This is a genomic window from Segatella maculosa OT 289 (genome assembly GCF_000243015.1).
GTDB lineage: Bacteria > Bacteroidota > Bacteroidia > Bacteroidales > Bacteroidaceae > Prevotella > Prevotella maculosa.
On the sequence record NZ_JH594504.1, the window covers coordinates 162859 to 187061 of the forward strand.

Below are 24203 nucleotides of genomic sequence, written 5' to 3' on the forward strand. Positions count from 1 at the left end.
TGTGTTTCTACGTATTTATAGTGTTTTGGCACGGGCAACCACCGTTGCATAATCCCCGTCATAGGGGCCGTTGTGCTCCAATTTCGATGTACACATGGCGGCAGCGAACCGGCCCGACTCGGCATAATCGGCCCCGAGACTGCGCATATACAGGTAACCGGCTGAGTAGGTGTCGCCACATCCGGTGACATCCACCACTTCCCGGGGCTTGTAGGCAGGGATTTCATAAAACCGGTTGTCGGCATAGATGAGGCTTCCATAGCTGCCTAAGGTGATAATCACCTCTTTTACGCCCAGTTCGGCCAGCTGCAAAGCCACCTTGCGTGGGTTCTTCGAGTTGGCAATCACTGCCATTTCATGTTCGTTGAGCTTGAGAATATCGGTGCAAGAAAGGATTTCCCGCTTGTCTTTCCAGTCCACATGATACACGTTTTCGCCCCGCACTTCGCGCAAATAGCCCTGCACATCAATCGAAATACGGCCTTTTGTGGAAAGGAATCTGACCACTTCTGGCGGGAAATCATCAGCCAACAAGCTGCCCAGATGGAACACTTTGGCCTCCAAAGACTGCATTTCTGCCATCGTGAAAGGGGCCGCCTTGGCCAGCACGCGCTGCGTTCTTCGGTTGCTATCGAGGCCATATCGGTTCTCAAAATATACGCTATGCGGACTCTCAAAGCACTGCACTTCGATGCCTTTCTGACGCATACGGGCCACCTCATCAAGCGATTCCGGTCCCGTTTTTGTGACCAATTGGAACGCAATGTCATGTGGCAAGTGGTTGATACCATAGGCCATATAGAAGGCAGTTCCGCCCGCCATGTAAACGGTTTTGCGCGGAGTCACGATCTTGTCGCGGGTGATATGCCCCACACAGCATATATCTTTCATTCGCTGTTCCACTGATGTTGAATATTGCAAAGGTACAAAAAATATTCAAACACGAAAACTTTATGCCGCTTTTTAGTATTCTTTGGCCGGCAATATCATTCATATCGGGTTTGCATTCGACTGCAAAAAGCATTATCTTTGGCGCAAGGAAGCCTCTAATCGGGCCTCCCTTCCTCCATTTCATACCTTCATGTGTCTGCAAAACGGCAGTGGTGGGGCCGTAGGAACGCGCGCCTCGTACAACTTATTCCCCCGTTTACTCGTCAACTGTCAATTGAAACGCGAACGGACGCACGAGCCGTGCGTCCCTACATGCGTTCGCGTAGCTCGCCATCTCAATCATTTTGTGCATTAATATAGCCATGACGGGTATGTAGGGACGCACGGCTCGTGCGTCCGCGCAACGCGGAACAATCACCTTGTCCACCTGTCTACTCGTTAACTGTCAACTGAAACACGAGTGGACGCACGAACCGTGCGTCCCTACATACATTCAAACGGAGCGGAGTGTTGGCGATATTGATAATCAACGGCTTACATATCGCGTTCCAATGTCAGCCATATTAGCGTGCAATATGGCCCATATTACCACGCAATCTCAGCCATTTCACCGCGCAAAATGGCTGAGATGGGAAACCGATTAGGCGGACAAACGGGGCGGGAGGGCCCTATGTTGGGCGGCATAGTCGCCAACTCAGGGTCCCACTCACGCCGACAAGCGCGGCCCCGACGAGCCAGTAAGCGAGGCCATCGAGGCCGAGAACGGAAAGAAGCGTGGCGAGGCCGAGACCCGTTTGCAGCAGCATGAGCCGAAAAGCACGCCGGGACAGGCGGTAACCATACTTATAATAGGTGAGAAAGAGCACGAAAATGAGTTCCAAGAGCGTGGCAATCGTGATGGAATAGCCCGTGGCCGTGAGGCCTCCGAAGTGGAAACCCGTGACGACGGACACGACAAGTAGGACGGCGGCAAAGCCTTCTTGCACGAGATAGGCACGGGAATTGCCGCGCGAAAGGGCGATATATTCAATGGGAAGTGACAGCGCACGCAGGTACATGGCAAGGATGCTGCCACGCATCATGCCGATGACGGGCCCGAATTCTTGGCTGAAAAGCAGGGGAACAAGGAGCGGAAGGGCCACCGTCATGGCCACCAGAAGCGGCGAAATGAGCAGTATGCTGACCTCAATCTGGCGGTTGACGAGAATGTTGAGCGTGGTTCCGGTGTGCTTAACCCCTGAAAGTCGCGGGAAATAGTCGGTCTCCATGCCATGAAAAACCATGCCGGCATAGGTCATCGTGACCATAAAGCCCACATTATAAAGGCCCACGGTGTGGAGTTCCCCTGCATGTGAGAGGTAACTTCGAATGATGAAGTCGGCCGCACTGCCCAAAATCCCCGCCATAACGAATGCCACACCGAGGCTCACCATGCCATATCCCTCGCGAAGGGTGCGGCGGTTGAACCTGATGTCAAGGGGATAAAGACGCAGGGAGAACGTGATGACCAGCAAAAGTTGAATGACTGCGGCGATGACAATGGCGGGAACGATGGCTGCCTGCCGCCAGATGTAGAACAAGGGAACGGAGGTGAGGAGCGCACCCAGCACACCATAGACGGAAAGCAGGGCAAGTCGACGCAGTTGTCGGGTGGCTTTGAGAATCGAAGTCTCGCCCGCTGCGAGCGAAAGAAAGGCTATTGTCGGTGAAAGTGCGACGAAATGCAGGGTATGGTCGCCCCAAGCGAAAGTGAAACGATTGAACAACGGTGCGAGAACCATGCAAACAAGCATTCCGGCAAGGGCAGTGAGCAGGCTCCATGTACGGATAATCCGTATTTTCTGCTGCAAAATCAGCTTGTCTCCCTGCTCATAAGCCGCCGAAAGTTCACGGACGGCACTCATGGAAAGGCCGAGATTGGTGGCGTCGGACACGAGCCTTACCGTGCTGTTGAACAGTGAAATGAGCCCCATGCCGTCGGTTCCCAGCAGCACGGCCACGATCTTGTTGCGTACCACGCCCATCAGAATGTTCAATCCCTGCACACCTCCGAAGATACCCGTGTATTTCAGAATATGTCGATAGCTGTTGTTGTCGGTCGGTTTCATGGTTCTTGCTTGTCTTGAGCGTTTCTTTTGGCAACGAGTGTCACCGTTTCATGGCTGATGAGCAGCACTTTTCGGAAGCCCACGCGGTAGGCACTGTCGGCAATTTCGGGCACCCGGCGACGTTGTTCCTCGGGAATAGAGACGTCTTCCCATGTTTTTGGCCAGCGATAGGCAGTCATCAACTGCACGCCGTTCCCCCATGCAAAGGCGTCGGTTGGGCGCACACAGAAGGTGGAATACTTGCGATAGTCATCGACAATGTTGATACTAAAAACACTATCCACAGGCGCTCCCAACACACGGAGCGCTTGTTTGGAAAGCCGTTCTTGGCGTTGTCCCGATAAACGGGTCTCATTCCAGTGGTGCAAATCGATGAGGATTATCGTGAAAAGGCTTACCGTCATCAGCGAAAGCAGGAGCAGTTTGCGCGGAAGGCGGTTGATGATGAGTGCCCACAACATGGCCATCAGGGGCATCAGGCCGTAAGCATGCATCGCCGTAAAAACGGTTACGAGATGGGGAGCGGCTGCAATGAGCACACAAAGCAGCAGGAGGAGCCCTGTTTTCCCGAGTAGGGTCCGGTGGTTTTTGACCGAGACATAGCCGAAAAAAGACAGCGTGAACACCGCTGAACAAGCGGCCCAAAGATAGTTTCTGTCGTGAACAAGGGCCACATAGTCCAAAGGAAGGAAGGTCAGACCAATGAAAGCGAAGAGGTCTTTGAGTTTTGCAACGAACGTCGTCTCTATATATTCATGGTTAAAGGGGCTGTGGTTGACCGGGAAACTCAACCGGACAGCGACATAAAGCAGGGCACAGCACATGCCGACGGCCACAAAACGAGAAACGGTTTTCTTTGAACAGTGAAGGAGCATGCTTGCCAACAGCGGCGTGATGACAAACCACATGATGCCGTTTTCCTTGAAAAGGGTCGCCACATACGTGCAGACTATCCACCCAACAAGCCGCCATCGCCCTGCTAAAGTAACAAAACAAAGCAATCCCATGAGGTCGAACAGCAGGGAATAGGTCTGGTTGAGGGAGTCGATATCCAAGACCGTCCCCAGCACTCCGGGTGCCATATAAAAGTAAAGCAGCCCGAAATTGCGGGCCAAAGGGCCGACCTTCAGTCGCTCCAAAAGCCGATATAGCAAAAAGGTGTTGCCTATATGGCCCGCGAAGACACAGAGATGGTTGGCCAAGGGGAACAGTCCGACGTGGCGTTCGATGAAATATCCGAAGAGCGCATCAAAGAGACGCCAATACGAACCGAAGGGAATGAGCCGATCGGAAAGGCTCTTTGGGTAGGGAGCCGTAAAGTAAGTGAAGTCGTCGAAGGTGGGCATGAGGAGCGTAATCCCATAGCATACGACGGGAATTGTAAGGACAATGAGCCACACTGCCCATTGTCGTGACAACCTATCGGATAGATTTAGTTGAGGATTGCAATCTTGCATACGACACCTTTCTTACCGTCTTGCGTGGCCGTTTCGACCATATAAATGCCCGAAGCCACTCGCTTTCCCTGCTTGTCGCAGCCGTCCCATGTGAAAAGTCCGCCGTTGCTGCGCCCCTCTTTCACGAGGGTTCCGTTGGAAGTCGTGATTTTCACGTCGGCATTATAGGTGAGCCCGGTCACATGAATCGGCCCCGTATAGTCCGGTCGGACAGGATTCGGATAGGCATAAACGCTCGCTTCGGTCATTTCTTCCTGTGCTTCTGTGGCGTCGGCCCTGCAGGAACACAGTCCTTGATCAGTGCCGAAGAACACTTCGCCCGTGACATCGTTGATGGAAATGCTCTCAATGGCGTTGGAAAGTAGCGGACTATTCTCTGCCGTAAAGTGGCGCAGCTCTTCAATGTTATTGCTGCTGACGAGGTAAACCCCGTTGCCATTGGTGGCAAACCACTTGCGGTTGGCCCCATCGATGGCCATGGCTGTGATGTCAACGCCGCTGAGAAGATAGTCGGCATAGCCTGTTCCGTCGTTGCGGGGCACCTTTATTTGCTGGAAAACCGGGCTGTTGCTGTCGAATTGATTAGGGGGAAGCATCAGCGGCCCCACGTTGGTTCCGATCCAGATGTTGCCTTCTTTGTCTTCAACGACACAGCGCACGTTCCACAATTCCTTCAATGTAGTCCCGTCTTCGTTCGTGAATGAGGTGAAAGCATGCAGCGTTTTGCTTTCCGGTTGATAGGAGTAGAGCGAGGCAAGTGTCCAGTTGTTGTTGACAAACCACAGGCGACCGCGACTGTCGAACATGAGTTTTTCGGCGTTGGCAAGGCTTCTTCCGTTGAAACTCATCAGTGCGGGGGCGGTGTGAGTGGTCCATTTCCGATCGGAATATTGCAGCAATGAGGCGGTTTGCGACTGGCTGTTGAAGAGCCAAAGACTGGCATTGGCATCGAATTTCAGGCCGGTCACCAACTCGTATTCCTTGCTTTTGTCGTTGGTAGAAAAGCCGATCGGAGCATTTTTATGATTGTAAAAGGCTTTGAAATGCCCGTCCTGAAATTCATAAAGTCCGTTACGTGCACCGGCAAAAAGGTGGTTTTCGTCCTTCGGGTCGATGTCGATGCAATAGATGTCTTGATAGCTTAGCCCGGTTTTCGGTTGGATTTGCGCCGCGTCTTCATAGATTTGCCACGTATTTCCGCCCAACACTTGTATCGTTCCCGGCCTGAAAGGTGCACCATAACCACCGCAAGTGTAGAGCTTTCCCTTGTGGAAACGCATGAAACCGAAGTGGTTATAGCGCGGACCTCCGGGATTGGCGTTGGCCACTTTCGCCCATAGTGCGGATTGATCTTCAGGAGTCGGAGCCACATAATTGCCCACGCGGTGCCAGTTGTTCCTGTCGGCAAGGTTCGCAGTCAGCTGGGCCGAGTAGACACCTTGCTTGGCTGAGGCCGCAAAGAACGCGTTGTTGCGGATATAAATATAGTCGACCGAGAAGCCCAGATTGTAGGTATCACTGACTTCAACGGCCGCCGTGTTGAGCTTAACGATGCCGAAACCCGTTGCCAGATAGGCGTAACGGCCCGAGAGATAAATGCTGTTGACGGTCTTGTCGGCCGTCATCGTCGTGTTATGATAGGCACTGAGATTGGTCACTTCGCCCGAACGGTCCATCAAGTCGATGTTCTGATTGGCATAAACAATCAGCAATCGGTGTGAGACCTTGTTGTAAGCGATGTGCGAAATGTTGCAATCGGAGAGCCCGTTTACCTTGTCGAACGTGCGTACGCTTTGATCTTTGGGGTTATAAGCATAGAGTCCGTTGCTGGCCAACACGTAAATGAGCCCCCCTTCGGCTTGAACGATTTGCTGGGGCGTAGAGTAAGAGAGGTAAGAACGCCAAGTGAAGGAGGAAAGGAGCAGGAAAAGCCCCACTCCCAACGCCTTTCCGAAGCGGAAGGAGAGGGATATGCTGTGGAAATCGCGAAAGGTTTGATGAAAATAGCGTTTAATGGTCTTTGTCATGACTAATGGTTTAAGGAACGATAGCGTTCTTTTCCTATTACTGTATTCCCCATATTCAAGCAGGTTATACTTTGATTGATATTCAATTAAGTGTGGAGTTGAACGAAGAACGCTCAACTTGATGCTACAAAATTATAGTTTTCTTTTAGAATTTCCTAATATATGAGCCTGTTAATTGCGCCATCACACCATATTTTAATGTGCGTCCGTCGGACTCACTATATGTAGATTCATTGTAAACCTCCTTGTACTTATTGGGATTAAAATGCAATTCACAAGAAAATAAACGTATGTTTATTTGCGTAATAGACAAATATTTACCATCTTTGTTGTGGTGAAAAGCTACTTCGGAAAAGATTAACAGCTCCCTTAATTATTGGGATGAAAGAAAATAACACTAAAAACAAATGAATATGTGAACGACAATGACAGCAACACGCACAGCGATGAACCATTGCTGCATATTACTTGTTTTCAAAGAAGCCATGCATCAATGTGCAAAGAACAATAGGCATATAGTTCGCATTCTTCTAAATTTGCCGGACTTAACATAATGAATGTTTCGATGATCAAAGGAGAAGATATTAATTTTGAAGATAATTTGACCATGACGGTCTTTATCGAAGGGTTAAAGAGTGTACAGTTAGTCTTATCTGATGATTTAAATGCATCAGAAGAAGAACTTACTAATAATTACAAAGATAGAATTGCCAGATTTCTTAATGAGTGGCATCGTTGGAATGGCATTGCGTTTGGAGCTGCAAAAGAGTATGTCTCCAAAAGGAATGATGCTTCGGACATCGAAGATTTGGATATCGAACTAATGGCAATATACGTCTTGTTTGAACAGAATGAGCCAGAACTATATGGCTTAGGGTACAGGAATAAACATGACGAAGAGCATGGTTGTGGGATAAAAATACACAAGCAAGGCAATAAATTCAAAATCGTTGAGATTGGTGCTTATGATGTAGCCTTCTGTTGACTAAATGAATTAATGATATCTATAAGAATAAACATCTTCTTTATGCTCCAAAGTAATCTGATAATATACTCAAAAGACAGGCTATTACAGAAAAGGACTGAAAACATGAGCAAAGGAAGTCTGACAAAAACAGCAGTTTACTTTATCTATGGTGAAATATTTATGGCTTATTATTACAATGGCATGTTGCATAGGTTGTAGCTCGTTCCACAAAGATCCTTCTGTTAAGATTCGGCAGTCTATGGAAAGGGATATGCTACTTAAATCCTTTGGAATCTCATATATTGATTTAAAAGGATACAAGATAATCCATATCAATAAAAGAACAAGTTGCATCTTACAGCCACTTGTGTCATTGAATAAGGGAGAGTCCAATTACTTTCGACTCAAAATAGACAAAGATAAGAATATTGTCTATCAAATAGACAGTATTTTATCTGTTGGAAAAATTCAGTATAATTCGAAGAAGATTACAGGGATTATCATTCCCATTACTAAATATCAAAATGCAGATGATTTTTCTACTGTAGGAGAAATTCAATATTTTAATACAACCGAGTTACAATCAGATTGTATAGAGAGAAATCTAAGAAACTCAGAGGCCGTCTGTTTTGACGATAGTGGTTCGTTTTGTTTGTACATGAGTGTAGACACTTTGTTTGCATACAATATTTTCACAAAAGAAAAGAAGGCTATTTTCGCTTTTGACAATCCTATGATGTATTCTGTAGAAATGAAAATAAAAGACAACATACTCACTTTGATATATTATCCTAATTTCGTTGAAGACTTCTCTGATTTTAATTCAGCAAAAGTTATAACTTTTGACTATCAAGAATAGTGAAACCATTATGACGAACTCACGTCATTATAACTCAATTTTATTCTTTTTATAGGGTAATTGAACCTTTCAGAAGGCCGAATACTGTATTATTCGTTTGAGCGACGCAAACATAAGTGGGCCATAAAAATACAAATAAAAGACTGCTTTTTCTCATTTTCCTTCTCTTTCATCGTGCTTCCTCAATCACTTTATAAATCAATACACTCTTGATTTTTTGTCTCCATACCCAAACTTGCAATCCTATGGTTGAAAAATCATAAACATGTTGATTTTGTCCACGCCCATTAACTAATAAATATATTTGCTCATAATTATCAGGAAGGACACGAATTGCAGATAAAAAGGTTTGAAATGGAAGGCCGATTAAGTCTATTCCTTGATAAAAACAAGAAAAAGCACACCGAATCGTATTGATTCGTCCGTCATTATCGCACCAAACATCTATTCCATCATCATAAAAATGATAAGAACGATTTGTGAATGTAGATTCTTTGTAAACCTCTTTTGTGTGGTTCTTATACAAATAATTTGAAATATCAGCATCAAGAATAAAGTCGTTGTATGCCGTATTTAGAACCAACCCCTCTTTCATTTATGTAAGTACTGTTTATTTCATGATATATTCATCATCCGAACCTCTGCTTACCGTGAAATGGTGTTTTGTAGATATGTAGCCATATACGGAAATCGATTGGCCATCAAAGATACCATTCCCTTTTATTTTGCGAAAGGTTTCGAATTGCAAACTTAACCTATATTTGTAATAGTAATAATCATCCTCATATACAACGCTATTGTTCTTTATGAAAATAATTCTACACATTCCAGAATCCGACGCAATAAGTGCCGTATAAGGGTCTTCCGAGTCCCCATAGTCTTTTATTCCAATGATGTTTTGAACGCCGTTTAGCGGAGTAAATGAACAAAAAACATACATCGTGTCATAGTCTATATCCAATGCTTTGCGTAAATCCAACTCACCATTCCCCTTGTCATCCAGTATATCATGTCGTGAAATATACCGTTCTACCTTTTCAGGAAAGTGACATGTGCAACCACAAAGGAGGATTGTCCCAATTACAAGAATGTATATAGGTATTAACTTATTCATTTCACTTCACCTTAAGAAACGAGGAGAGGTAACTTTTCAACTTCTCCACGGCCCTTGCTCTGTGGCTGATTTTGTTCTTGATTGCCTCTCCAAGTTCAGCAAAACTCTTGGCATAGCCGTTGGGAATGAATACAGGGTCGTAGCCGAAGCCGGCCGTGCCACGCTTTTCGGTGGCAATCTGTCCTTCAACAATGCCTTCAAAGAGCGACTCACGATAGCGAAGGGGATTGTCGGCATCGTGTTGAATGAGTGATATTACCGTGCGAAAGCGGGCATTTCGGCAGGTAATATCGGCCATATTGTGCAGCAATTTGGCCATGTTTGCCTCGCTGTTGTGGTCATCTTGCTCGGCATAACGGGCACTATGCACGCCCGGTGCGCCACCCAAGGCCTCCACTTCCAGCCCCGTGTCATCGGCAAAGCAGTCGAGTCCGTAGTGGTCGTAGATATATTTGGCTTTCAAGTGAGCATTCTCGTCGAGCGTAGTCCCCGTTTCGGGAATGTCAACATCGCAACCGATGTCTTTCAGAGAGACGATTTCAAATGACTTTCCGAGTATCTTTCGGATTTCATCGAGCTTATGTAGGTTGTTGGTTGCAAATACAATCTTCATGTTTCCAAGTGTTTATGTTTGTGTTTTGTGGCCTCGAGCTTCTTGTTTATCCTGACTTTCATCTCGTCGAAACCCTCTCCATAGACACCGACGACGCTACTTTGACTGACGAAAGCATTGGGATCGATAAACTTGATGAGCCGGAAGATGTCGGTACTTTCGCGCTTCTTGGCCAGAATACACAGCACTTTCATCTCCTTTCCCGTGTACCAGCCGTGCCCATCGAGTATGGTTACGCCGCGTCCGGTCTCCATTCCGATGGCATTGGCTATCTCTTGATACTTGTTTGAGAAGATCATGAACTGCACACTCTCCCGTCTTGCATTCATAACATAGTCGAGTGAGAAGTTCTCGAGCGTCATCACACACAGACCGAACATCACTTTGTGGGCCCGTTCCAAGTAGGTTCCGAACTGCGGAAAGAACATACAGCTGCCAATGATGCAGAAATCAATCGCAATCAACACGGTTCCGAGCGAGACATTATGGTACTTGTTGACAGCTGCAGCGATAATGTCCGTCCCGCCCGTGGAACCATTGTGCAAGAACACAGTGGACAGCGCCAATCCCGTGATGATGCAACCGATGACCATTGACATGAAGTCCTGACCTTCGCCCAACAGCTTGATAGGGTAGCCGTTTGGCTGCTTGGGAATGATGTCTTGGGCCACAATCAGCATGAAATAAAGCAGGAAGATGGCGTAGATGGTCTTGAACATGAACTTGAAGCCCAACACTTTCAGTGCCACCACGAGCAACGCCATGTTGATGATGATATAAGTGTTCTGGATATGGAAGCCCGTTGCATAGTCGATGATGGCCGCAAAGCCCGTTACGCCGCCCGCCACAATCTGATAAGGCATGAGAAACACGGTGAACGACACGGTATACATCATGATACCGAGCGTAATGAAGAGGTAGTCCTTTACCTCGTCCCAGTATTTGATCTTCTCAAACATTTATTTAACAACTATATTAACGATTTTCTTCGGAACGATAATCACCTTTACAATCTGCTTACCTTCAAGATATTTCAGGCTACGCTCGTCGGCTTTCACTTCTTTTTCGATGGTGGCATTGTCGGTATCTGCTGCAAATGTCTTCTGATAACGGGCCTTTCCGTTGAAGCTAATGGTGAGCTGCACGTCGCTTTCCACGAGATATTCCGCGTCAAAACTCGGCCATTCGGCATCGCAAACGGTTCCTTTGTTGCCCAAAACATGCCACAGTTCCTCGGCTATATGGGGCGCAAACGGAGCCAACAAAACAACCATGGTCTGCAACAACCGGCGGTTGTGGCACTTTTGTTGGCCGAGTTCGTTGACGGCAATCATGAAAGCAGATACCGAAGTGTTGTAACTGAACCGCTCAATGTCCTCGCTCACCTTCTTGATGAGCCGATGTACGCTCTTGAGGCTTTCATTCGAGGGCTCAACATCGTCGATTATCAACTTGTTTTCATTGCCACGCTCCCAGAAAAGGTTCCAAAACTTCTTGAGAAAACGGTGACATCCGTCGATACCATTGGTGTCCCAAGGTTTGGCGGCCTCTACCGGACCAAGGAACATCTCGTATAATCGCAGCGTGTCTGCGCCATATTCCTTGATAATATCGTCGGGGTTGACCACGTTGTACATGCTCTTCGACATCTTTTCAATGGCCCAACCACAGACATACTTGCCGTCTTCCAAGACAAACTCGGCGTTGTTGTATTCGGGACGCCACTGTTTGAAGGCCTCGGTGTCGAGGATATCGTTCTTCACAAGGTTCACCCACACGTGAATAGGAGTCGTGTCGTATTGGTCTTTGAGTCCTTTTGAAACGAAAACCGGGGCCTTTGAATGGTCGTCGCTATTGACACGATAGACAAAGTTGGACCGTCCTTGAATCATACCTTGGTTGATGAGCTTCTCAAAAGGCTCGTCCTTGCAACTCACGCCACAGTCGAAAAGGAACTTATTCCAAAAGCGACTGTAGATAAGATGGCCCGTTGCATGCTCCGTTCCGCCCACATAGAGGTCTACGTTCTGCCAATATTCGTCGGCTGCCTTGCCCACAAGGGCATGCGCATTGTGTGGGTCCATGTAGCGCAGGTAGTAAGCCGAGCTGCCAGCGAAGCCCGGCATGGTGTTCAATTCGAGCGGGAATATGGTTTTATTGTCAATGAGTGCCTTGTCTACCACCTGTTTCTTGACTTCGTCCCACGCCCACTTCTTGGCACGTCCCAACGGAGGTTCGCCCGTTTCCGTGGGCTCGTATTTGTCGATTTCGGGCAGTTCGAGCGGCAAACACGCCTCCGGAACCATGTAAGGCAGCCCATCCTTATAGTAAACCGGGAACGGTTCGCCCCAATAACGCTGGCGCGAGAAGATGGCGTCACGCAGACGGTAGTTCACTTTCACGCGTCCCAGCCCGTGTTTCGTCACAAATTCCTTCGTGGCGGCAATGGCTTCTTTCACCGTCTTGCCGTTGAGACTGAACCCATCGGGTGTCTTTACGCCCTCACGTGGCGAGTTCATCACGATGCCTTCCTTGGCGTCGAAGCTCTCTTCGCTCACATCGGCCCCCTCTATCAGCGGGATAATCGGCAGATTGAAGTGTTTAGCGAAGGCATAGTCGCGACTGTCGTGTGCAGGAACAGCCATAATGGCCCCGGTTCCATAGCCTGCGAGCACGTATTCAGAAATCCAAATGGGCAATTTGTCTCCCGTGAAAGGGTTAAGTGCGTAATTTCCGCTGAAAACCCCCGTCACTTTGCGGTCGCTCATGCGGTCAAGCTCGGTGCGCTTCTTCACATAGGCAAGGTATTCGGCCACTTCGGCCTTCTGTTCCGGCGTTGTCAGCTTTTCAACCAGCTCGCTCTCGGGGGCCAATACCATGAACGTGACGCCGAAAATCGTGTCGGCCCGCGTCGTAAAGATCGTGAAATGGTCTTCTGTGTCTGGCATATTAGGCTCATTACTCCCCTCCCTTTTCGGGGAGGGACTGGGGGAGAGGCTGAATTCCATCTCCGTTCCTTCCGAACGTCCTATCCAATTGCGTTGTGTTTCCTTGATAGAGTCGGTCCAGTTGATGGTTTCCAGTCCGTCGAGCAGGCGTTGTGCGTAGGCCGAAGTACGTAGACACCACTGCTGCATCTTCTTCTGAACGACGGGATAGCCCCCACGTTCGCTCACACCGTTCACCACTTCGTCGTTCGCAAGCACCGTTCCCAAGGCCGGACACCAGTTGACCATCGTCTCTCCCAGATAGGCAATGCGATAGTTCATCAGCACTTTCTGCTGCTCATGTTCGCTCATGGCCTTCCATTCCTCAGCCGTAAAGTGAAGCGATTCGGTCTCGGCGGCGTCCACACCCTCGGTTCCTACGGCCTCAAAGTGCCTGACGAGGTCGGCAATGGGGCGCGCCTGCCCGCATTCATTGCAGAAGAAGCTATCGAACATCTTCTCAAATGCCCACTGTGTCCAGTGATAATAGCCCGGATCGCAGGTGCGTACTTCGCGGTCCCAGTCGAACGAGAAGCCAATCTTGTCCAACTGCTCTCGGTAGCGATTGATATTTGTCTCGGTGGTGAGGGCAGGATGCTGGCCCGTTTGAATGGCATACTGCTCGGCGGGCAGGCCATAGGCGTCATATCCCATGGGGTTGAGCACGTTATAGCCCTGCAATCGCTTGAAACGTGCGTAGATGTCGCTCGCAATGTAGCCCAAGGGGTGGCCCACATGCAGTCCCGCTCCCGACGGATAAGGGAACATATTGAGCACATAGAACTTCTTTTTCGACTTGTCTTCCGTCACCTTGTAGGTCCGGTTGGCTGCCCAAGCCTGCTGCCATCGCTTTTCTATTTCACTGAAGTTGTAATCCATTTGCCTGTTTTATTTTATTTTTATTCCTTTGTTTTTGTGTTTCGCCCGTGCGCGTCATGAAATAATGTCTACAAAGGTAATGTTTTTAATTCAGAAATTATCATGCACAACGGATAATTCCATGCCGCCCGTTTTTTTACAGCCGTAAGATGGCGTTGCAATATCAGTCTTATTGCGCGGTATTTCCAGCCATATTGCACGGTAATATGGCCCATATTGCACGGTAAAATGGGTGAGATGAAAGCGCAAGGTGTAAGTCGTTGGTTATCAACGTGGCCGATGCCTCTGTCCGATTGACTGTATGTAGGGACGCACGGCTCGTGCGTCCGCTTCAATAAACGTGTGTTTGTACTGCTATTCACCTTGAGCGGACGCACGAACCGTGCGTCCCTACATCGCCGTCTCTACCCTATTGCATGGTAAAATGGTTGATTTTTTACCTCATAAAGGTTTTTCTCGTCTTCCTTTAAAAGGTTTTCTGTCACCTAACCGCAAGCGGTTTATCAAAGAACATCGGAAAATATAAGGGAGAAAACAGGCCATATTGATGTTCTGATTATTCTCGAATCTCCGCATGTGCGTGGTATCTTTGACATAAATTCAGGTGAGCTTTTCATGCTGTTCGGTTTCTTTTGCTTAACTTTACGGGCGATTAAACGAACAAAAACATGAGACAACGCACTGACAAAGAAATGGAATGGGAACTACTCGATAGTGAAACCGTCATGAAACGTCCGTGGCTCAACGTGACGAAAGACCGCGTAAGGCTGCCCAACGGCAGGGTGCATGACGAATATTATGTGCTACATTATCCCGATTGGGTAAACGTTATCGCGCTCACCACCGATGGAATGATGATCTTGGAACGGCAGTATCGCCATGGCATTCGACGCGTCGGAACAGAGATTGTGGCCGGTTGTGTGGAGCCGGGTGAGTCGCCCTTTGATGCAGCCCAGCGCGAATTGTTAGAAGAAACGGGCTACGCAGGTGGTCGATGGACGCCGTTTTTGAAGCTTTGTCCCAATCCCGGAGCGATGGATAACACGTGTTATTGCTTCTTGGCCGAGGACGTTGAGCCCATCGGTACACGTCATTTAGATGCCACGGAAGACATAGAAGTGATGCTGAAACGGCCGGAAGAAGTGTGGAAGATGCTTGATGAAGGTTGCTTTCTACAGGCCATGATGGTGGCTCCGCTGCTCAAATTCTTTATGAAAAGAGCTAAAAAAATGAAAACCGTACTTTCCGGGAGTGTCAAGCAATAGCACAGACAAATCCGGATGACTATTTTAGGGGGGAAACGATGCCGATTGATGCCAGCATTTTGTTGGCGATTGTTTCCTATACAAGCCTGTCTACGAGCGAGAAGCAAGCGATGGGCAGCCTCATTTACAAGGCCTTACGGCTTGTTGGCAATGTAGGCGTCGAGCACTTTAGTGTGTCCGGTCACGGGAATGAGGTCGTAATCGGCCACAACGGCAGGGATCATGCAACTGAACCCCTCGTGCAACAAGACTTCATCTCCCGTCGTTCTGACGCGTATTTTGCAGTCGCCGGCGAGGCACATGGCGACGACAAAGCTGTCATGTTGGGTGAGATTGCGGTGGAAAGGCACTGATGTTTCGACCAAATCTATCGTGAAATAAGGGGTTGAAAGCAAGGAGACGGCCCCCTCATCTGTGGGGGAATAGTGCGTCCGATAGTCGCTTTCGACATGATAATCGAGGGCTTCTGTGGCCAAATCCGTGTGCAGTTCGCGCGGTTTTCCGTCCATTCCGGGTCGGTTATAGTCGTAGATGCGATAGGTAAGGTCGCTGCTTTGCTGCACTTCGGCCAGCAGAATGCCGGCCCCGATGGCGTGAACACGGCCGGCAGGAATGTAGAACACGTCGCCCGGATGCACCTCGTGGCGGGCCAATACGTCGGTGATGGTGCCGTCGGCGATGCGTTGTTTGCATTCGGTTTCATCGATTTTGCGGTTGAACCCCACGTAAAGATAAGCGCCGGGATCAGCTGAAATGATATACCACATCTCGCTTTTTCCGAACTTACCATGCACTCTTTGCGCCATTTCGTCATTGGGATGGACCTGAATACTCAGGTCACGTTGCGCATCAATCAGCTTCACCAAGAGCGGCATTTTCCCCTTGTATTGCCGCGAAACTTGGCCACCCAAGATGGCTTCGGGGCTGCGGTTGATGAGCGAAACGAGGTCTGTGCCCTTGTAAGGACCATTGGCTACGATGCCGATGCTCGACGGAACGGCACTCACTTCCCATGATTCTCCCACGGGAGATGCGTGGGCCGGAAGGGCTTTCCAAGTGGTTAAGCGGTCTCCGCCCCACACGGTTTCGTGGAGATTGGGCTCGAAAAGCAGTGGATAAAAATGTTCCATATCATTATACATTGGTTATTTCAGGCGCTCACGATACCACTCATAGAGCATTTTCACGCCTTCTTCGATTTCCACTTTGTGTGTCCAACCGAGGCGATGCAGCTTCTCCACGTCGATGAGTTTACGTGGGGTTCCGTTGGGTTTTGAGACATCCCAGATGATTTCTCCCTTGAAATCGACCGCCTGAACAACCAAGTTTGCCAGCTCACGAATGGAGAGTTCCTTGCCTGTTCCTACGTTAATGTGACAGTTTCTTATCTCACCCAACGACGGAATAGCACCGCCCCGGCCTTCCGAATTGTTGCGGTCAACGACTCCATTTGCCTTTACTCCGTAGCAAACGGAGGAGTATTTGTCGATGCCGATGATGTCTTTGAAGTCGACATTCAGCAGCACATGCACGCTGGCATCGGCCATATCTTCGCTCCAAAGGAACTCCCTTAGCGGGCTACCGTCGCCCCATAGCGTCACTCGATTGTCCTCGATGCCATAGAAAGCCAGGGCTTTCAGCATGCGTTCTTTCGTGCTGTTGCCATCTACATTGCCTGCCCCTATGACCTCACGGAGGCTGTTTGGGGGATTAATGGGACGCTTATTCATATCGCTACGCAGGGCATCCCAGTCGCCAATATGAATGAGTTTGGCCAAGTAAACCTTACGCATCATGGCCGGCATCACGTGACTATTCTCCAAATGGAAGTTGTCATTGGGTCCGTAAAGATTGGTAGGCATGACGGCAATATAGTTGGTTCCGTACTGCAAGTTGTAGCTTTCACACATCTTAAGTCCTGCAATCTTGGCGATAGCATACTCCTCATTGGTGTATTCCAAAGGTGAAGTGAGCAGGCAATCCTCGCGCATCGGCTGCGGTGCATTCTTGGGATAGATGCACGTGGAGCCAAGGAATAGCAGTTTTTTCACGCCATATTTGTAAGCGTTTTCAATCACATTGCATTGCATTTTCATGTTCTGCATGATGAAATCCGCGCGATAAAGCGAGTTAGCCATGATGCCTCCGACGAACGCAGCGGCCAAAACTACGGCATCAGGTCGGGTGACATTGAAGAACTGTTTCACGGCATTTTGGTCCGTTAAGTCAAGCATTTTGTGACTCTGTCCCACCAGATTTGTGTAGCCACGTTGCTCTAAATTCTTCCAAATGGCAGAGCCCACGAGTCCGTGATGGCCTGCAATATAAATCTTGCTGTCTTTATTTAATGTCATACTCTTGTTGCTTACACCTTATTATATATATGTCATTTGCGGGTAATCCGAACGAAGAAGAGAACCAGACAGACGTAGGCTGCGAGCGAACATACCTCGCTTAATGGGTTTGCCCACCATGTTTCGGGCACTGAAAGGCCCATGTCTGCCAGCCAAACATCAAATCCACCGAACTTCAACAGCGCACTCACCACGCCCATCAAGGCTCCGCCGGCAATGAATCCGCTGGCAATGAGCGTGCCACGTTCACCACGTTGCTTGTTCACCTCGGCGTCCTTGCTGCGCGAAGTTACCCACCAATTGATGGCACCGCCTACAACCAACGGCACATTCAACTCCAAAGGAATGAACATTCCCAGTGCAAAAGCGAGCGCAGGTACCTTGCAAAGCGTCAGAACGACAGCCAACAGCGCACCGATTCCATAGAGAATCCACGGCGCCCCCACCCCGTTCATAAGCGGATCTATCACGGCTGCCATCGCATTGGCCTGTGGAGCAGCAAGCTGTCCCGTTGAAAATCCATAGGTTTCGTTGAGCAACATCATCACTCCTCCAACCGTTGCGGCACTCACTATGGTGCCCAAGAACTTCCAACTCTCCTGCTTTTGCGGTGTAGACCCAAGCCAATAGCCAATCTTAAGGTCTGTGATAAAGCTGCCAGACATGCTCAATGCCGTGCAAACAACGCCGCCCATGATGAGCGCAGCCAGCATTCCCAAGGGTCCTCTCAGGCCCACTCCGGCCAGCACAATGCTTGCAATGATGAGCGTCATCAGCGTCATTCCCGACACAGGATTGGTGCCAACGATGGCTATTGCATTGGCGGCTACGGTGGTAAAAAGGAAAGCTATGGCCGTCACCAGCAGTATTCCGACGACAGCAAAGAACAAATTCCCGTGCATAACGCCTGTGAGAAAGAAGAAAGTGAGTGCTAACACGACTATACTTCCTATGGCAATGATTTTGAAACTGAGGTCTCTTTGCGTGCGTTTCACGTCATTCAAGCTCGTTCCTTTGCCTTTCAGCTCGCGCGAAGCAAGCCCCACGGCATCACGAATGATGCCCCAACTGCGGATAATCCCAATGATACCGGCCATCGCAATGCCCCCGATACCGATGCTTCGGGCGTAGGATCGGAATATCATCTCAGGGCTCATGCTTCCCACAGTCTGCGTGATTGTGGGGTCCCATGCGTTCAACACTTGATCATGAAAGCAGAGGGAGAGGCCCGGAACAATCAACCACCACACGGCCAAGCTGCCAAAACAGATGTAAAGGGCATACTTCAAGCCAACGATATAGCCTAAACCAAGCACGGCAGCTCCAGTGTTTACCTTGAAAACTACCTTGACTTTATCGGCCAATTCGGCCCCGATTCCGACCACACGACTCGTGAAATTCTCATTCCACCAACCCAAGGTTGCGACGATAAAGTCGTAAAGTCCGCCCACAAGACCGGCTATCAAGAGGGGCTTGGCCTGCGCTCCTCCCTTGGCACCGCTTATCAATACCTGCGTTGTTGCAGTCGCTTCGGGGAACGGATACTTGCCATGCATGTCGCTGACAAAGTATTTTCGGAACGGAATAAGGAACAGAATACCGAGGATTCCGCCCAAGGCTGAGGCCATAAAGATGTTGAAGAAGGAGGTTGTCATCTCGGGATACTTGGCCTGAAGAATGTAAATAGCGGGCAAAGTGAAGATAGCTCCGGCCACGACTGCACCCGAACAAGCCCCTATGCTCTGTATGATGACGTTCTCGCCCAAGGCATTCTTGCGCCTTGCGGCAGTCGAAGCACCCACCGCAATGATGGCTATCGGGATGGCAGCTTCGAACACTTGGCCCACTTTCAGGCCCAGATAAGCGGCCGCAGCAGAGAACAAAACGGCCATTAATATGCCCCATATCACCGACCAGCCATTCACTTCGGGACATACTTCGCCCCGCATCACCGGTTCATACTGCTCGCCTTCCTTCAGTTCGCGAAAGGCATTCTCGGGCAGTTCCACTGCCTTTAAGTCCTTATTCTCCTGTTCCATAATCTTGATTTATGGTACAAAGGTAACGGAAAAGTAGTGAATATCAAAATAATCAGCCGGATTTGCTCATCGGAAAAGCCACCTTTCGATGGCGACCGAGCAAAGTCAGGCGACAAAAAACGCGCCGTTGATGATTGAAAGCATCATAAAAAGCAACCACAACCGCACAGATTGACGGGAAAAATCATTATCTTTGCAAAAGATATCGCTGCACCCGACAATTTGGAAGCAAGCTTTCACTGTCTTTGTTAGCCATATCTTTACTGTAAATATAGAAAAACGATGCAGGAAACAAGACAAAATCGCATATCAAGACTGTTGCAAAAGGAGCTGGCAACAATCTTTCAGGAGCAGACACGCGCCATGCACGGCGTGATGGTCAGCGTGACACGCGTGCGAATCAGCCCGGATTTGAGTGTTTGTACGGCCTATCTGAGCATCTTCCCCAGTGAAAAAGGTGAGGAAATCGTCGGAAACATCACGAAGAACGAGAAGACCGTGCGCTACGAAGTGGGCCGTCGCATGCACAATCAGCTGCGCATCATTCCCGAATTCCGCTTCTTTATCGACGATAGTTTGGACTATATCGAGCGGATAGATGAGCTATTAAAAAACAAACAACCCTAACACCCACCCCAACCCTCCCAAAGGGAGGGAGTTCTGGCAGTGAGATTTCCCCTCTACAAACAGGCTTCAAGCAAGGACTCCCTCCCTTTGGGAGGGTTGGGGTGGGTATCCGGGGAAATGGTTGAATGAGGCTTTTTATGAATTTCCCATTTTATATTGCCCGTCGTTACCTCTTTTCGAAGAAGAGTACGAACGTTATCAACGTCATATCCATTATTTCGGTGATCGGAGTTGCCGTAGCTACGATGGCATTGGTCATCGTTTTGAGTGTCTTCAACGGCTTCCATGACTTGGTAGCCACGTTCTTTACGAACTTCGACCCGCAGATTGAACTCGTTCCGACCCAAGGGAAAACGGCCCCAAGTGACGACCCTTTGCTCGCAAAAGTAAAGGCCTTGCCCGACGTAGACGTGGCAACAGAGAGCGTGGAAGACCAAGCCTTGGCCTTCTATAACGGGCATCAAGCCATGGTTATCGTGAAAGGTGTCGACGATAACTTCGACCAATTGACGCATATCAAGGACATTCTCTATGGCGACGGCACCTATAGTCTGCACGCAGGCAACCTCCAATACGGCGTGATGGGCATCAGATTGGCCTCCACCTTGGGCACAGGTGCACGCTTCGGCGACTATCTTCGCATCTATGCCCCACAGAAAGAGGGACAGTTCGACGCCACAAATCCGGCCGGAGCCTTCGTGGTTGACTCGCTATTGTCGCCCGGTGTGGTGTTCTCGGTGAACCAAAGCAAATACGACAAGAACTATATCATCGCCCCGATAGCCTTTGCCCGCAACCTTTTTGGGCAGCAGGGGCGACTCTCTTCGCTTGAAATCAGACTCAAAGATGGCAGCGATCTCGATGCAGTGAAGCGTGAAATGCAAGCTATTGTGGGCGAGAAATACAAGGTAAAAGACCGCTTTGAGCAACAGGAAGACACGTTTAAGATCATGCAAATCGAGAAGTATATCGCTTATATCTTCCTCACTTTCATTCTCATTGTGGCCTGTTTCAACATCATAGGTTCGCTCTCCATGCTCATCATCGACAAGAAAAACGACATCACGACCCTGCAAAACATGGGGGCAAACGACCGACAAATCACCCGAATCTTCATGTTTGAAGGTCGCATGATTTCGGCTTTCGGCGCCGTTATCGGCATCGGATTGGGTCTTTTGCTCTGCTGGCTTCAACAGCAATATGGCTTCGTTTCGCTCGGCAGCAGCAGTGGTAGCTTCGTCGTCAACGCCTATCCTGTCAGCGTGCACTACGATGATGTGGTCCTGATCTTCCTCACGGTGATTGCCGTGGGCTGGCTTTCGGTGTGGTATCCCGTGAAGCGAAGCCTTGCTTTCCTGCTCGCCACCCGATGACCACGCAGGCCGTGCGTCCCCACATTTGTTTAATCGCTTTTCAATCTCAGCCACATTGCCGCGCAATATGGGCTATATTACGCGATAAAATGGGTGAGATTGCACGGCGAAATGGCTGATATTGGAACGCGAGATGTAAGTTATTGGTTATCAATGAAAGAGAAGTAGGGACGCACGGCTCGTGCGTCCGCTCTATATAGCCGTGTATTTAGCTCATGATTCAACTTAAGCGGACACACAAGCCGTGCGTCCCTACATTCTTTTCACAGCCATTTTGCACGATAATAAGCTGAGATTGAAATAGCGAACAGCCGTTTTTAGCCTATCAATGCTAAAGCTATTGCGCTTTTGACCGCCTGACTGCAAGCAGTACGACAATGCATCTATATCCGTTCTAAGCCTAAATAATCACTAAAATCCTTTGCGGTTCATGGAATTTCCATTAATTTTGCCCCAGAAATAGCTATTTGATGAAAATATTAGTAACGGGTGCCAGTGGCTTCATTGGCAGCTTTATCGTGGAGGAAGCACTCAACAGAGGGATGGAAGTGTGGGCCGCTGTGAGGAAAAGCAGCTCAAGAAGGTATCTCACTGACGCGCGCATCAACTTCATTGAACTTGATTTCTCCGATGAAGATGAACTGAAGAAGCAGTTAACCGGGCACACATTCGACTACGTTGTGCATGCCGCAGGCGTCACAAAGTGCCTCAACAAAGAGGAGTTCTTCAGGATCAACACCGACGGAACGCGCCATCTTGTACGTGCTCTTTTGGCACTCGAGATGCCTATCCGCCGCTTTATTTACTTGAGTAGTCTTAGTGTTTACGGGGCAATCAAGGAGCAACAACCTTATCAAGAGATAGGCGAAGACGACATTCCTCGCCCGAATACCGCGTACGGAAAGAGCAAATTGGAGGCCGAGAAGTTCCTCGATAGTGTGGGAAACGACTTTCCTTACATTATATTACGGCCCACGGGGGTGTACGGTCCGCGTGAACGTGACTATTTCCTCATGGCGAAAAGCATCAAAGGACACGTGGACTTCTCGGTGGGTTTCAGGCGTCAGGACATCACGTTTGTCTATGTTCTCGACGTAGTTCAAGCCGTATTCCTTGCCCTCGACCGTGGTCGTGACGGCCGAAAATACTTCCTTAGCGACGGTAATGTGTATCAATCGGCCGACTTCAGCAACTTGATTCACGACTGTTTGGGCCGTCCTTGGTGGATAAGACTCAGGGTTCCGGTGTGGGTTCTGCGCCTTGTGACGTTCTTTGGTGAGCACATCGGACACATGACGGGCAGGATTTCGGCACTCAACAACGACAAATACAACATCTTGAAACAGCGAAACTGGCGTTGCAACATAGAGCCGACAGTAGACGAACTGGGCTTCCATCCGCAATACGACCTTAAGCGTGGCACGCAACTGACCATCAGTTGGTATAAGGAGAACAATTGGTTGTAAATGGGAAACAGAAGGAAAAAGAACGCAACATGGCCTTGGCAGGGTAAGGGTTGGACGGCCGAACATAAAGGATTGCTGCCTTTTGAGTGGGTAGTATTGGGCTATATCGCCTTTACACTGCTCATCGTGCTGTTCACTTCGACCAAGCTCGTCAACCCCGAAGCCATGATTTGGGGGCGGATACGCGTGGGTGCGATGACGATACTCCTGTGGGCGGCCTACCGAATGCTGCCTTGTAAGCTGACCATGTTTGTCCGTGTGGGCGCCCAAATGGCTATGCTGGCGTGGTGGTATCCCGACACCTATGAGATTAACCGCATGTTTCCGAACCTCGACCACGTGTTTGCAACGTGGGAACAGCAGCTTTTCGGCTTCCAGCCCGCATTGGAATTTGCCCGCACTTTCCCCTCGCCTATCGTGAGTGAACTGATGGATTGCGGTTATGCGGCATATTATCCGATGATTGCCGTCGTGCTGCTTTACTACTTCTTTCAGCGTTATGGAGACCTTCAAAAGGCTGCTTTTATCATCTTAGGTTCGTTTTTTGCCTACTACACAATCTATGATTTGCTGCCCGTTGTGGGCCCTACCTTTTATTATAAGGCCATCGGTTTGCAGCATGTCGCACAGGGAATATTCCCCAATGTGGGCGATTATTTTAACCATCATCAGGACTGTTTGCCGGCTCCCGGCTATACACAAGGCTTCTTCTACGGCCTTGTTGAAGACGCAAAGGCTGCAGGTGAACGCCCCACGGCAGCCTTTCCGAGCAGTCATGTGGGCGTGGGCACCATCTGCATGCTGTTGGCTTGGCGTAGCGGCAGCCGTAAACTGCTGTTCTCCCTATTGCCTTTCTACGTGTTTCTCTGCATGGCTACGGTGTATATTCAGGCACATTACGTCATTGATGCCATTGCGGGAGTGGTCACGGGCGTGGTGTTTTATGGAGTAGGGAGCCTCCTCAACAGCTCAAAACCTACCCCCGGCCCCTCCCGAAGGGAGGGGAGATGACAATTGCTCGAACTTTCTTGCATCTCCTGTTTAACGTATTTAGAAACAAAAATCATTGATTTTCCAAGGAAAGAAAGTTGTAAAAAGCGGAAGATTGCGGTTGACTTTTCAATAACGATAACATATAATTGATATAGAAATAAAGATAATAAAGCAAACAATACAT

19 protein-coding genes are annotated in these 24203 nt (G+C 49.0%); 7 read left to right on the forward strand and 12 right to left on the reverse strand.

The annotated features are described in order from the left end of the window. Positions 1 to 15: 15 nt before the first annotated feature. The 4 genes from HMPREF9944_RS08050 to porZ all read right to left on the reverse strand — a co-directional run bounded on the left by HMPREF9944_RS08050 (position 16) and on the right by porZ (position 6483). Complete coding sequence (locus HMPREF9944_RS08050) at positions 16 to 891, reverse strand: PfkB family carbohydrate kinase (protein WP_008565649.1); 876 nt, start codon at positions 889 to 891, stop codon at positions 16 to 18. Between the two features lie 668 nt (positions 892 to 1559). After that, on the reverse strand, positions 1560 to 2999 hold the full coding sequence (locus HMPREF9944_RS08055; RefSeq protein ID WP_008565650.1) for an oligosaccharide flippase family protein: 1440 nt from the start codon (positions 2997 to 2999) through the stop codon (positions 1560 to 1562). Beyond that, complete coding sequence (locus tag HMPREF9944_RS08060) at positions 2996 to 4456, reverse strand: hypothetical protein (RefSeq protein WP_008565651.1); 1461 nt, start codon at positions 4454 to 4456, stop codon at positions 2996 to 2998. Before HMPREF9944_RS08060 ends, HMPREF9944_RS08055 begins: the two co-directional genes overlap by 4 nt. Beyond that, positions 4432 to 6483 carry a type IX secretion system anionic LPS delivery protein PorZ gene (porZ, locus tag HMPREF9944_RS08065; RefSeq protein ID WP_008565652.1) on the reverse strand — a complete coding sequence of 684 codons (2052 nt, stop codon included), beginning with the start codon at positions 6481 to 6483 and terminating at the stop codon, positions 4432 to 4434. The genes HMPREF9944_RS08060 and porZ overlap by 25 nt, the downstream gene beginning before the upstream one ends. A gap of 565 nt (positions 6484 to 7048) precedes the next feature. On the opposite strand from porZ, the gene HMPREF9944_RS08070 reads away from it, so the two are divergent. Both HMPREF9944_RS08070 and HMPREF9944_RS08075 read left to right on the forward strand, forming a co-directional pair. Next, on the forward strand, positions 7049 to 7468 hold the full coding sequence (locus HMPREF9944_RS08070; RefSeq protein ID WP_155814643.1) for a hypothetical protein: 420 nt from the start codon (positions 7049 to 7051) through the stop codon (positions 7466 to 7468). A gap of 241 nt (positions 7469 to 7709) precedes the next feature. Next, positions 7710 to 8309: a hypothetical protein gene (locus HMPREF9944_RS08075; RefSeq protein ID WP_044113540.1), complete on the forward strand. Its 600-nt coding sequence runs from the start codon at positions 7710 to 7712 to the stop codon at positions 8307 to 8309. A 169-nt stretch (positions 8310 to 8478) separates the two neighbouring features. On the opposite strand, the gene HMPREF9944_RS08080 is transcribed toward HMPREF9944_RS08075, so the two are convergent. From HMPREF9944_RS08080 to leuS, 5 genes are read right to left on the reverse strand one after another with little or no spacing between them, the layout of a single operon-like run. Beyond that, positions 8479 to 8904 (reverse strand): hypothetical protein, encoded by a 426-nt coding sequence (locus tag HMPREF9944_RS08080; protein WP_008565657.1) that lies wholly within the window; start codon positions 8902 to 8904, stop codon positions 8479 to 8481. Positions 8905 to 8919: 15 nt separating this feature from the next. Continuing rightward, a complete protein-coding gene (locus tag HMPREF9944_RS08085; protein WP_008565660.1) occupies positions 8920 to 9423 on the reverse strand; it encodes a hypothetical protein in 504 nt (167 codons plus the stop codon). A 1-nt stretch (position 9424) separates the two neighbouring features. Beyond that, the gene (locus HMPREF9944_RS08090; protein ID WP_008565661.1) at positions 9425 to 10036 is read right to left on the reverse strand and encodes a non-canonical purine NTP diphosphatase; all 612 of its coding nucleotides are present in this window, start codon (positions 10034 to 10036) and stop codon (positions 9425 to 9427) included. Next, positions 10033 to 10995, reverse strand: coding sequence for a YitT family protein (locus tag HMPREF9944_RS08095; protein ID WP_008565662.1), 963 nt, complete (start codon positions 10993 to 10995; stop codon positions 10033 to 10035). Before HMPREF9944_RS08095 ends, HMPREF9944_RS08090 begins: the two co-directional genes overlap by 4 nt. Beyond that, a complete protein-coding gene (gene leuS / locus HMPREF9944_RS08100; protein WP_008565663.1) occupies positions 10996 to 13902 on the reverse strand; it encodes a leucine--tRNA ligase in 2907 nt (968 codons plus the stop codon). It abuts the gene before it with no gap. A 668-nt stretch (positions 13903 to 14570) separates the two neighbouring features. On the opposite strand from leuS, the gene HMPREF9944_RS08105 reads away from it, so the two are divergent. After that, entirely contained in the window at positions 14571 to 15167 is a 597-nt protein-coding gene (locus tag HMPREF9944_RS08105) for an NUDIX hydrolase (RefSeq protein ID WP_008565664.1), read from the forward strand. Positions 15168 to 15301: 134 nt separating this feature from the next. Here HMPREF9944_RS08105 and HMPREF9944_RS08110 read toward each other — a convergent pair whose 3' ends face one another. The 3 genes from HMPREF9944_RS08110 to HMPREF9944_RS08120 are packed head-to-tail and all read right to left on the reverse strand — an operon-like array spanning position 15302 to position 19560. Continuing rightward, positions 15302 to 16297 (reverse strand): type I phosphomannose isomerase catalytic subunit, encoded by a 996-nt coding sequence (locus HMPREF9944_RS08110; RefSeq protein WP_008565665.1) that lies wholly within the window; start codon positions 16295 to 16297, stop codon positions 15302 to 15304. A 15-nt stretch (positions 16298 to 16312) separates the two neighbouring features. After that, entirely contained in the window at positions 16313 to 17521 is a 1209-nt protein-coding gene (locus HMPREF9944_RS08115) for a GDP-L-fucose synthase family protein (RefSeq protein ID WP_008565666.1), read from the reverse strand. Positions 17522 to 17553: 32 nt separating this feature from the next. Then, positions 17554 to 19560 (reverse strand): OPT family oligopeptide transporter, encoded by a 2007-nt coding sequence (locus HMPREF9944_RS08120; RefSeq protein WP_008565667.1) that lies wholly within the window; start codon positions 19558 to 19560, stop codon positions 17554 to 17556. A gap of 282 nt (positions 19561 to 19842) precedes the next feature. Here HMPREF9944_RS08120 and rbfA point away from each other — a divergent pair, with 282 nt between their 5' ends. From rbfA to HMPREF9944_RS08140, 4 genes are all read left to right on the forward strand, one after another. Continuing rightward, positions 19843 to 20187 (forward strand): 30S ribosome-binding factor RbfA, encoded by a 345-nt coding sequence (gene rbfA / locus HMPREF9944_RS08125; RefSeq protein ID WP_008565668.1) that lies wholly within the window; start codon positions 19843 to 19845, stop codon positions 20185 to 20187. Between the two features lie 137 nt (positions 20188 to 20324). Continuing rightward, positions 20325 to 21560: an FtsX-like permease family protein gene (locus tag HMPREF9944_RS08130; RefSeq protein ID WP_019968395.1), complete on the forward strand. Its 1236-nt coding sequence runs from the start codon at positions 20325 to 20327 to the stop codon at positions 21558 to 21560. Between the two features lie 470 nt (positions 21561 to 22030). Further along, the gene (locus tag HMPREF9944_RS08135) at positions 22031 to 23026 is read left to right on the forward strand and encodes an NAD-dependent epimerase/dehydratase family protein (protein WP_008565673.1); all 996 of its coding nucleotides are present in this window, start codon (positions 22031 to 22033) and stop codon (positions 23024 to 23026) included. Further along, the gene (locus HMPREF9944_RS08140) at positions 23027 to 24037 is read left to right on the forward strand and encodes a phosphatase PAP2 family protein (protein WP_008565674.1); all 1011 of its coding nucleotides are present in this window, start codon (positions 23027 to 23029) and stop codon (positions 24035 to 24037) included. The last annotated feature ends 166 nt before the right edge of the window (positions 24038 to 24203 follow it).

Coding starts and splice junctions, on each gene's coding strand:
- HMPREF9944_RS08050 (WP_008565649.1), bottom strand. CDS start 891: ATGAAAGATATATGCTGTGTGGGGCATATCACCCGCGACAAGATCGTG.
- HMPREF9944_RS08055 (WP_008565650.1), bottom strand. CDS start 2,999: ATGAAACCGACCGACAACAACAGCTATCGACATATTCTGAAATACACG.
- HMPREF9944_RS08060 (WP_008565651.1), bottom strand. CDS start 4,456: ATGCAAGATTGCAATCCTCAACTAAATCTATCCGATAGGTTGTCACGA.
- porZ (WP_008565652.1), bottom strand. CDS start 6,483: ATGACAAAGACCATTAAACGCTATTTTCATCAAACCTTTCGCGATTTC.
- HMPREF9944_RS08070 (WP_155814643.1), top strand. CDS start 7,049: ATGATCAAAGGAGAAGATATTAATTTTGAAGATAATTTGACCATGACG.
- HMPREF9944_RS08075 (WP_044113540.1), top strand. CDS start 7,710: ATGGAAAGGGATATGCTACTTAAATCCTTTGGAATCTCATATATTGAT.
- HMPREF9944_RS08080 (WP_008565657.1), bottom strand. CDS start 8,904: ATGAAAGAGGGGTTGGTTCTAAATACGGCATACAACGACTTTATTCTT.
- HMPREF9944_RS08085 (WP_008565660.1), bottom strand. CDS start 9,423: ATGAATAAGTTAATACCTATATACATTCTTGTAATTGGGACAATCCTC.
- HMPREF9944_RS08090 (WP_008565661.1), bottom strand. CDS start 10,036: ATGAAGATTGTATTTGCAACCAACAACCTACATAAGCTCGATGAAATC.
- HMPREF9944_RS08095 (WP_008565662.1), bottom strand. CDS start 10,995: ATGTTTGAGAAGATCAAATACTGGGACGAGGTAAAGGACTACCTCTTC.
- leuS (WP_008565663.1), bottom strand. CDS start 13,902: ATGGATTACAACTTCAGTGAAATAGAAAAGCGATGGCAGCAGGCTTGG.
- HMPREF9944_RS08105 (WP_008565664.1), top strand. CDS start 14,571: ATGAGACAACGCACTGACAAAGAAATGGAATGGGAACTACTCGATAGT.
- HMPREF9944_RS08110 (WP_008565665.1), bottom strand. CDS start 16,297: ATGGAACATTTTTATCCACTGCTTTTCGAGCCCAATCTCCACGAAACC.
- HMPREF9944_RS08115 (WP_008565666.1), bottom strand. CDS start 17,521: ATGACATTAAATAAAGACAGCAAGATTTATATTGCAGGCCATCACGGA.
- HMPREF9944_RS08120 (WP_008565667.1), bottom strand. CDS start 19,560: ATGGAACAGGAGAATAAGGACTTAAAGGCAGTGGAACTGCCCGAGAAT.
- rbfA (WP_008565668.1), top strand. CDS start 19,843: ATGCAGGAAACAAGACAAAATCGCATATCAAGACTGTTGCAAAAGGAG.
- HMPREF9944_RS08130 (WP_019968395.1), top strand. CDS start 20,325: ATGAATTTCCCATTTTATATTGCCCGTCGTTACCTCTTTTCGAAGAAG.
- HMPREF9944_RS08135 (WP_008565673.1), top strand. CDS start 22,031: ATGAAAATATTAGTAACGGGTGCCAGTGGCTTCATTGGCAGCTTTATC.
- HMPREF9944_RS08140 (WP_008565674.1), top strand. CDS start 23,027: ATGGGAAACAGAAGGAAAAAGAACGCAACATGGCCTTGGCAGGGTAAG.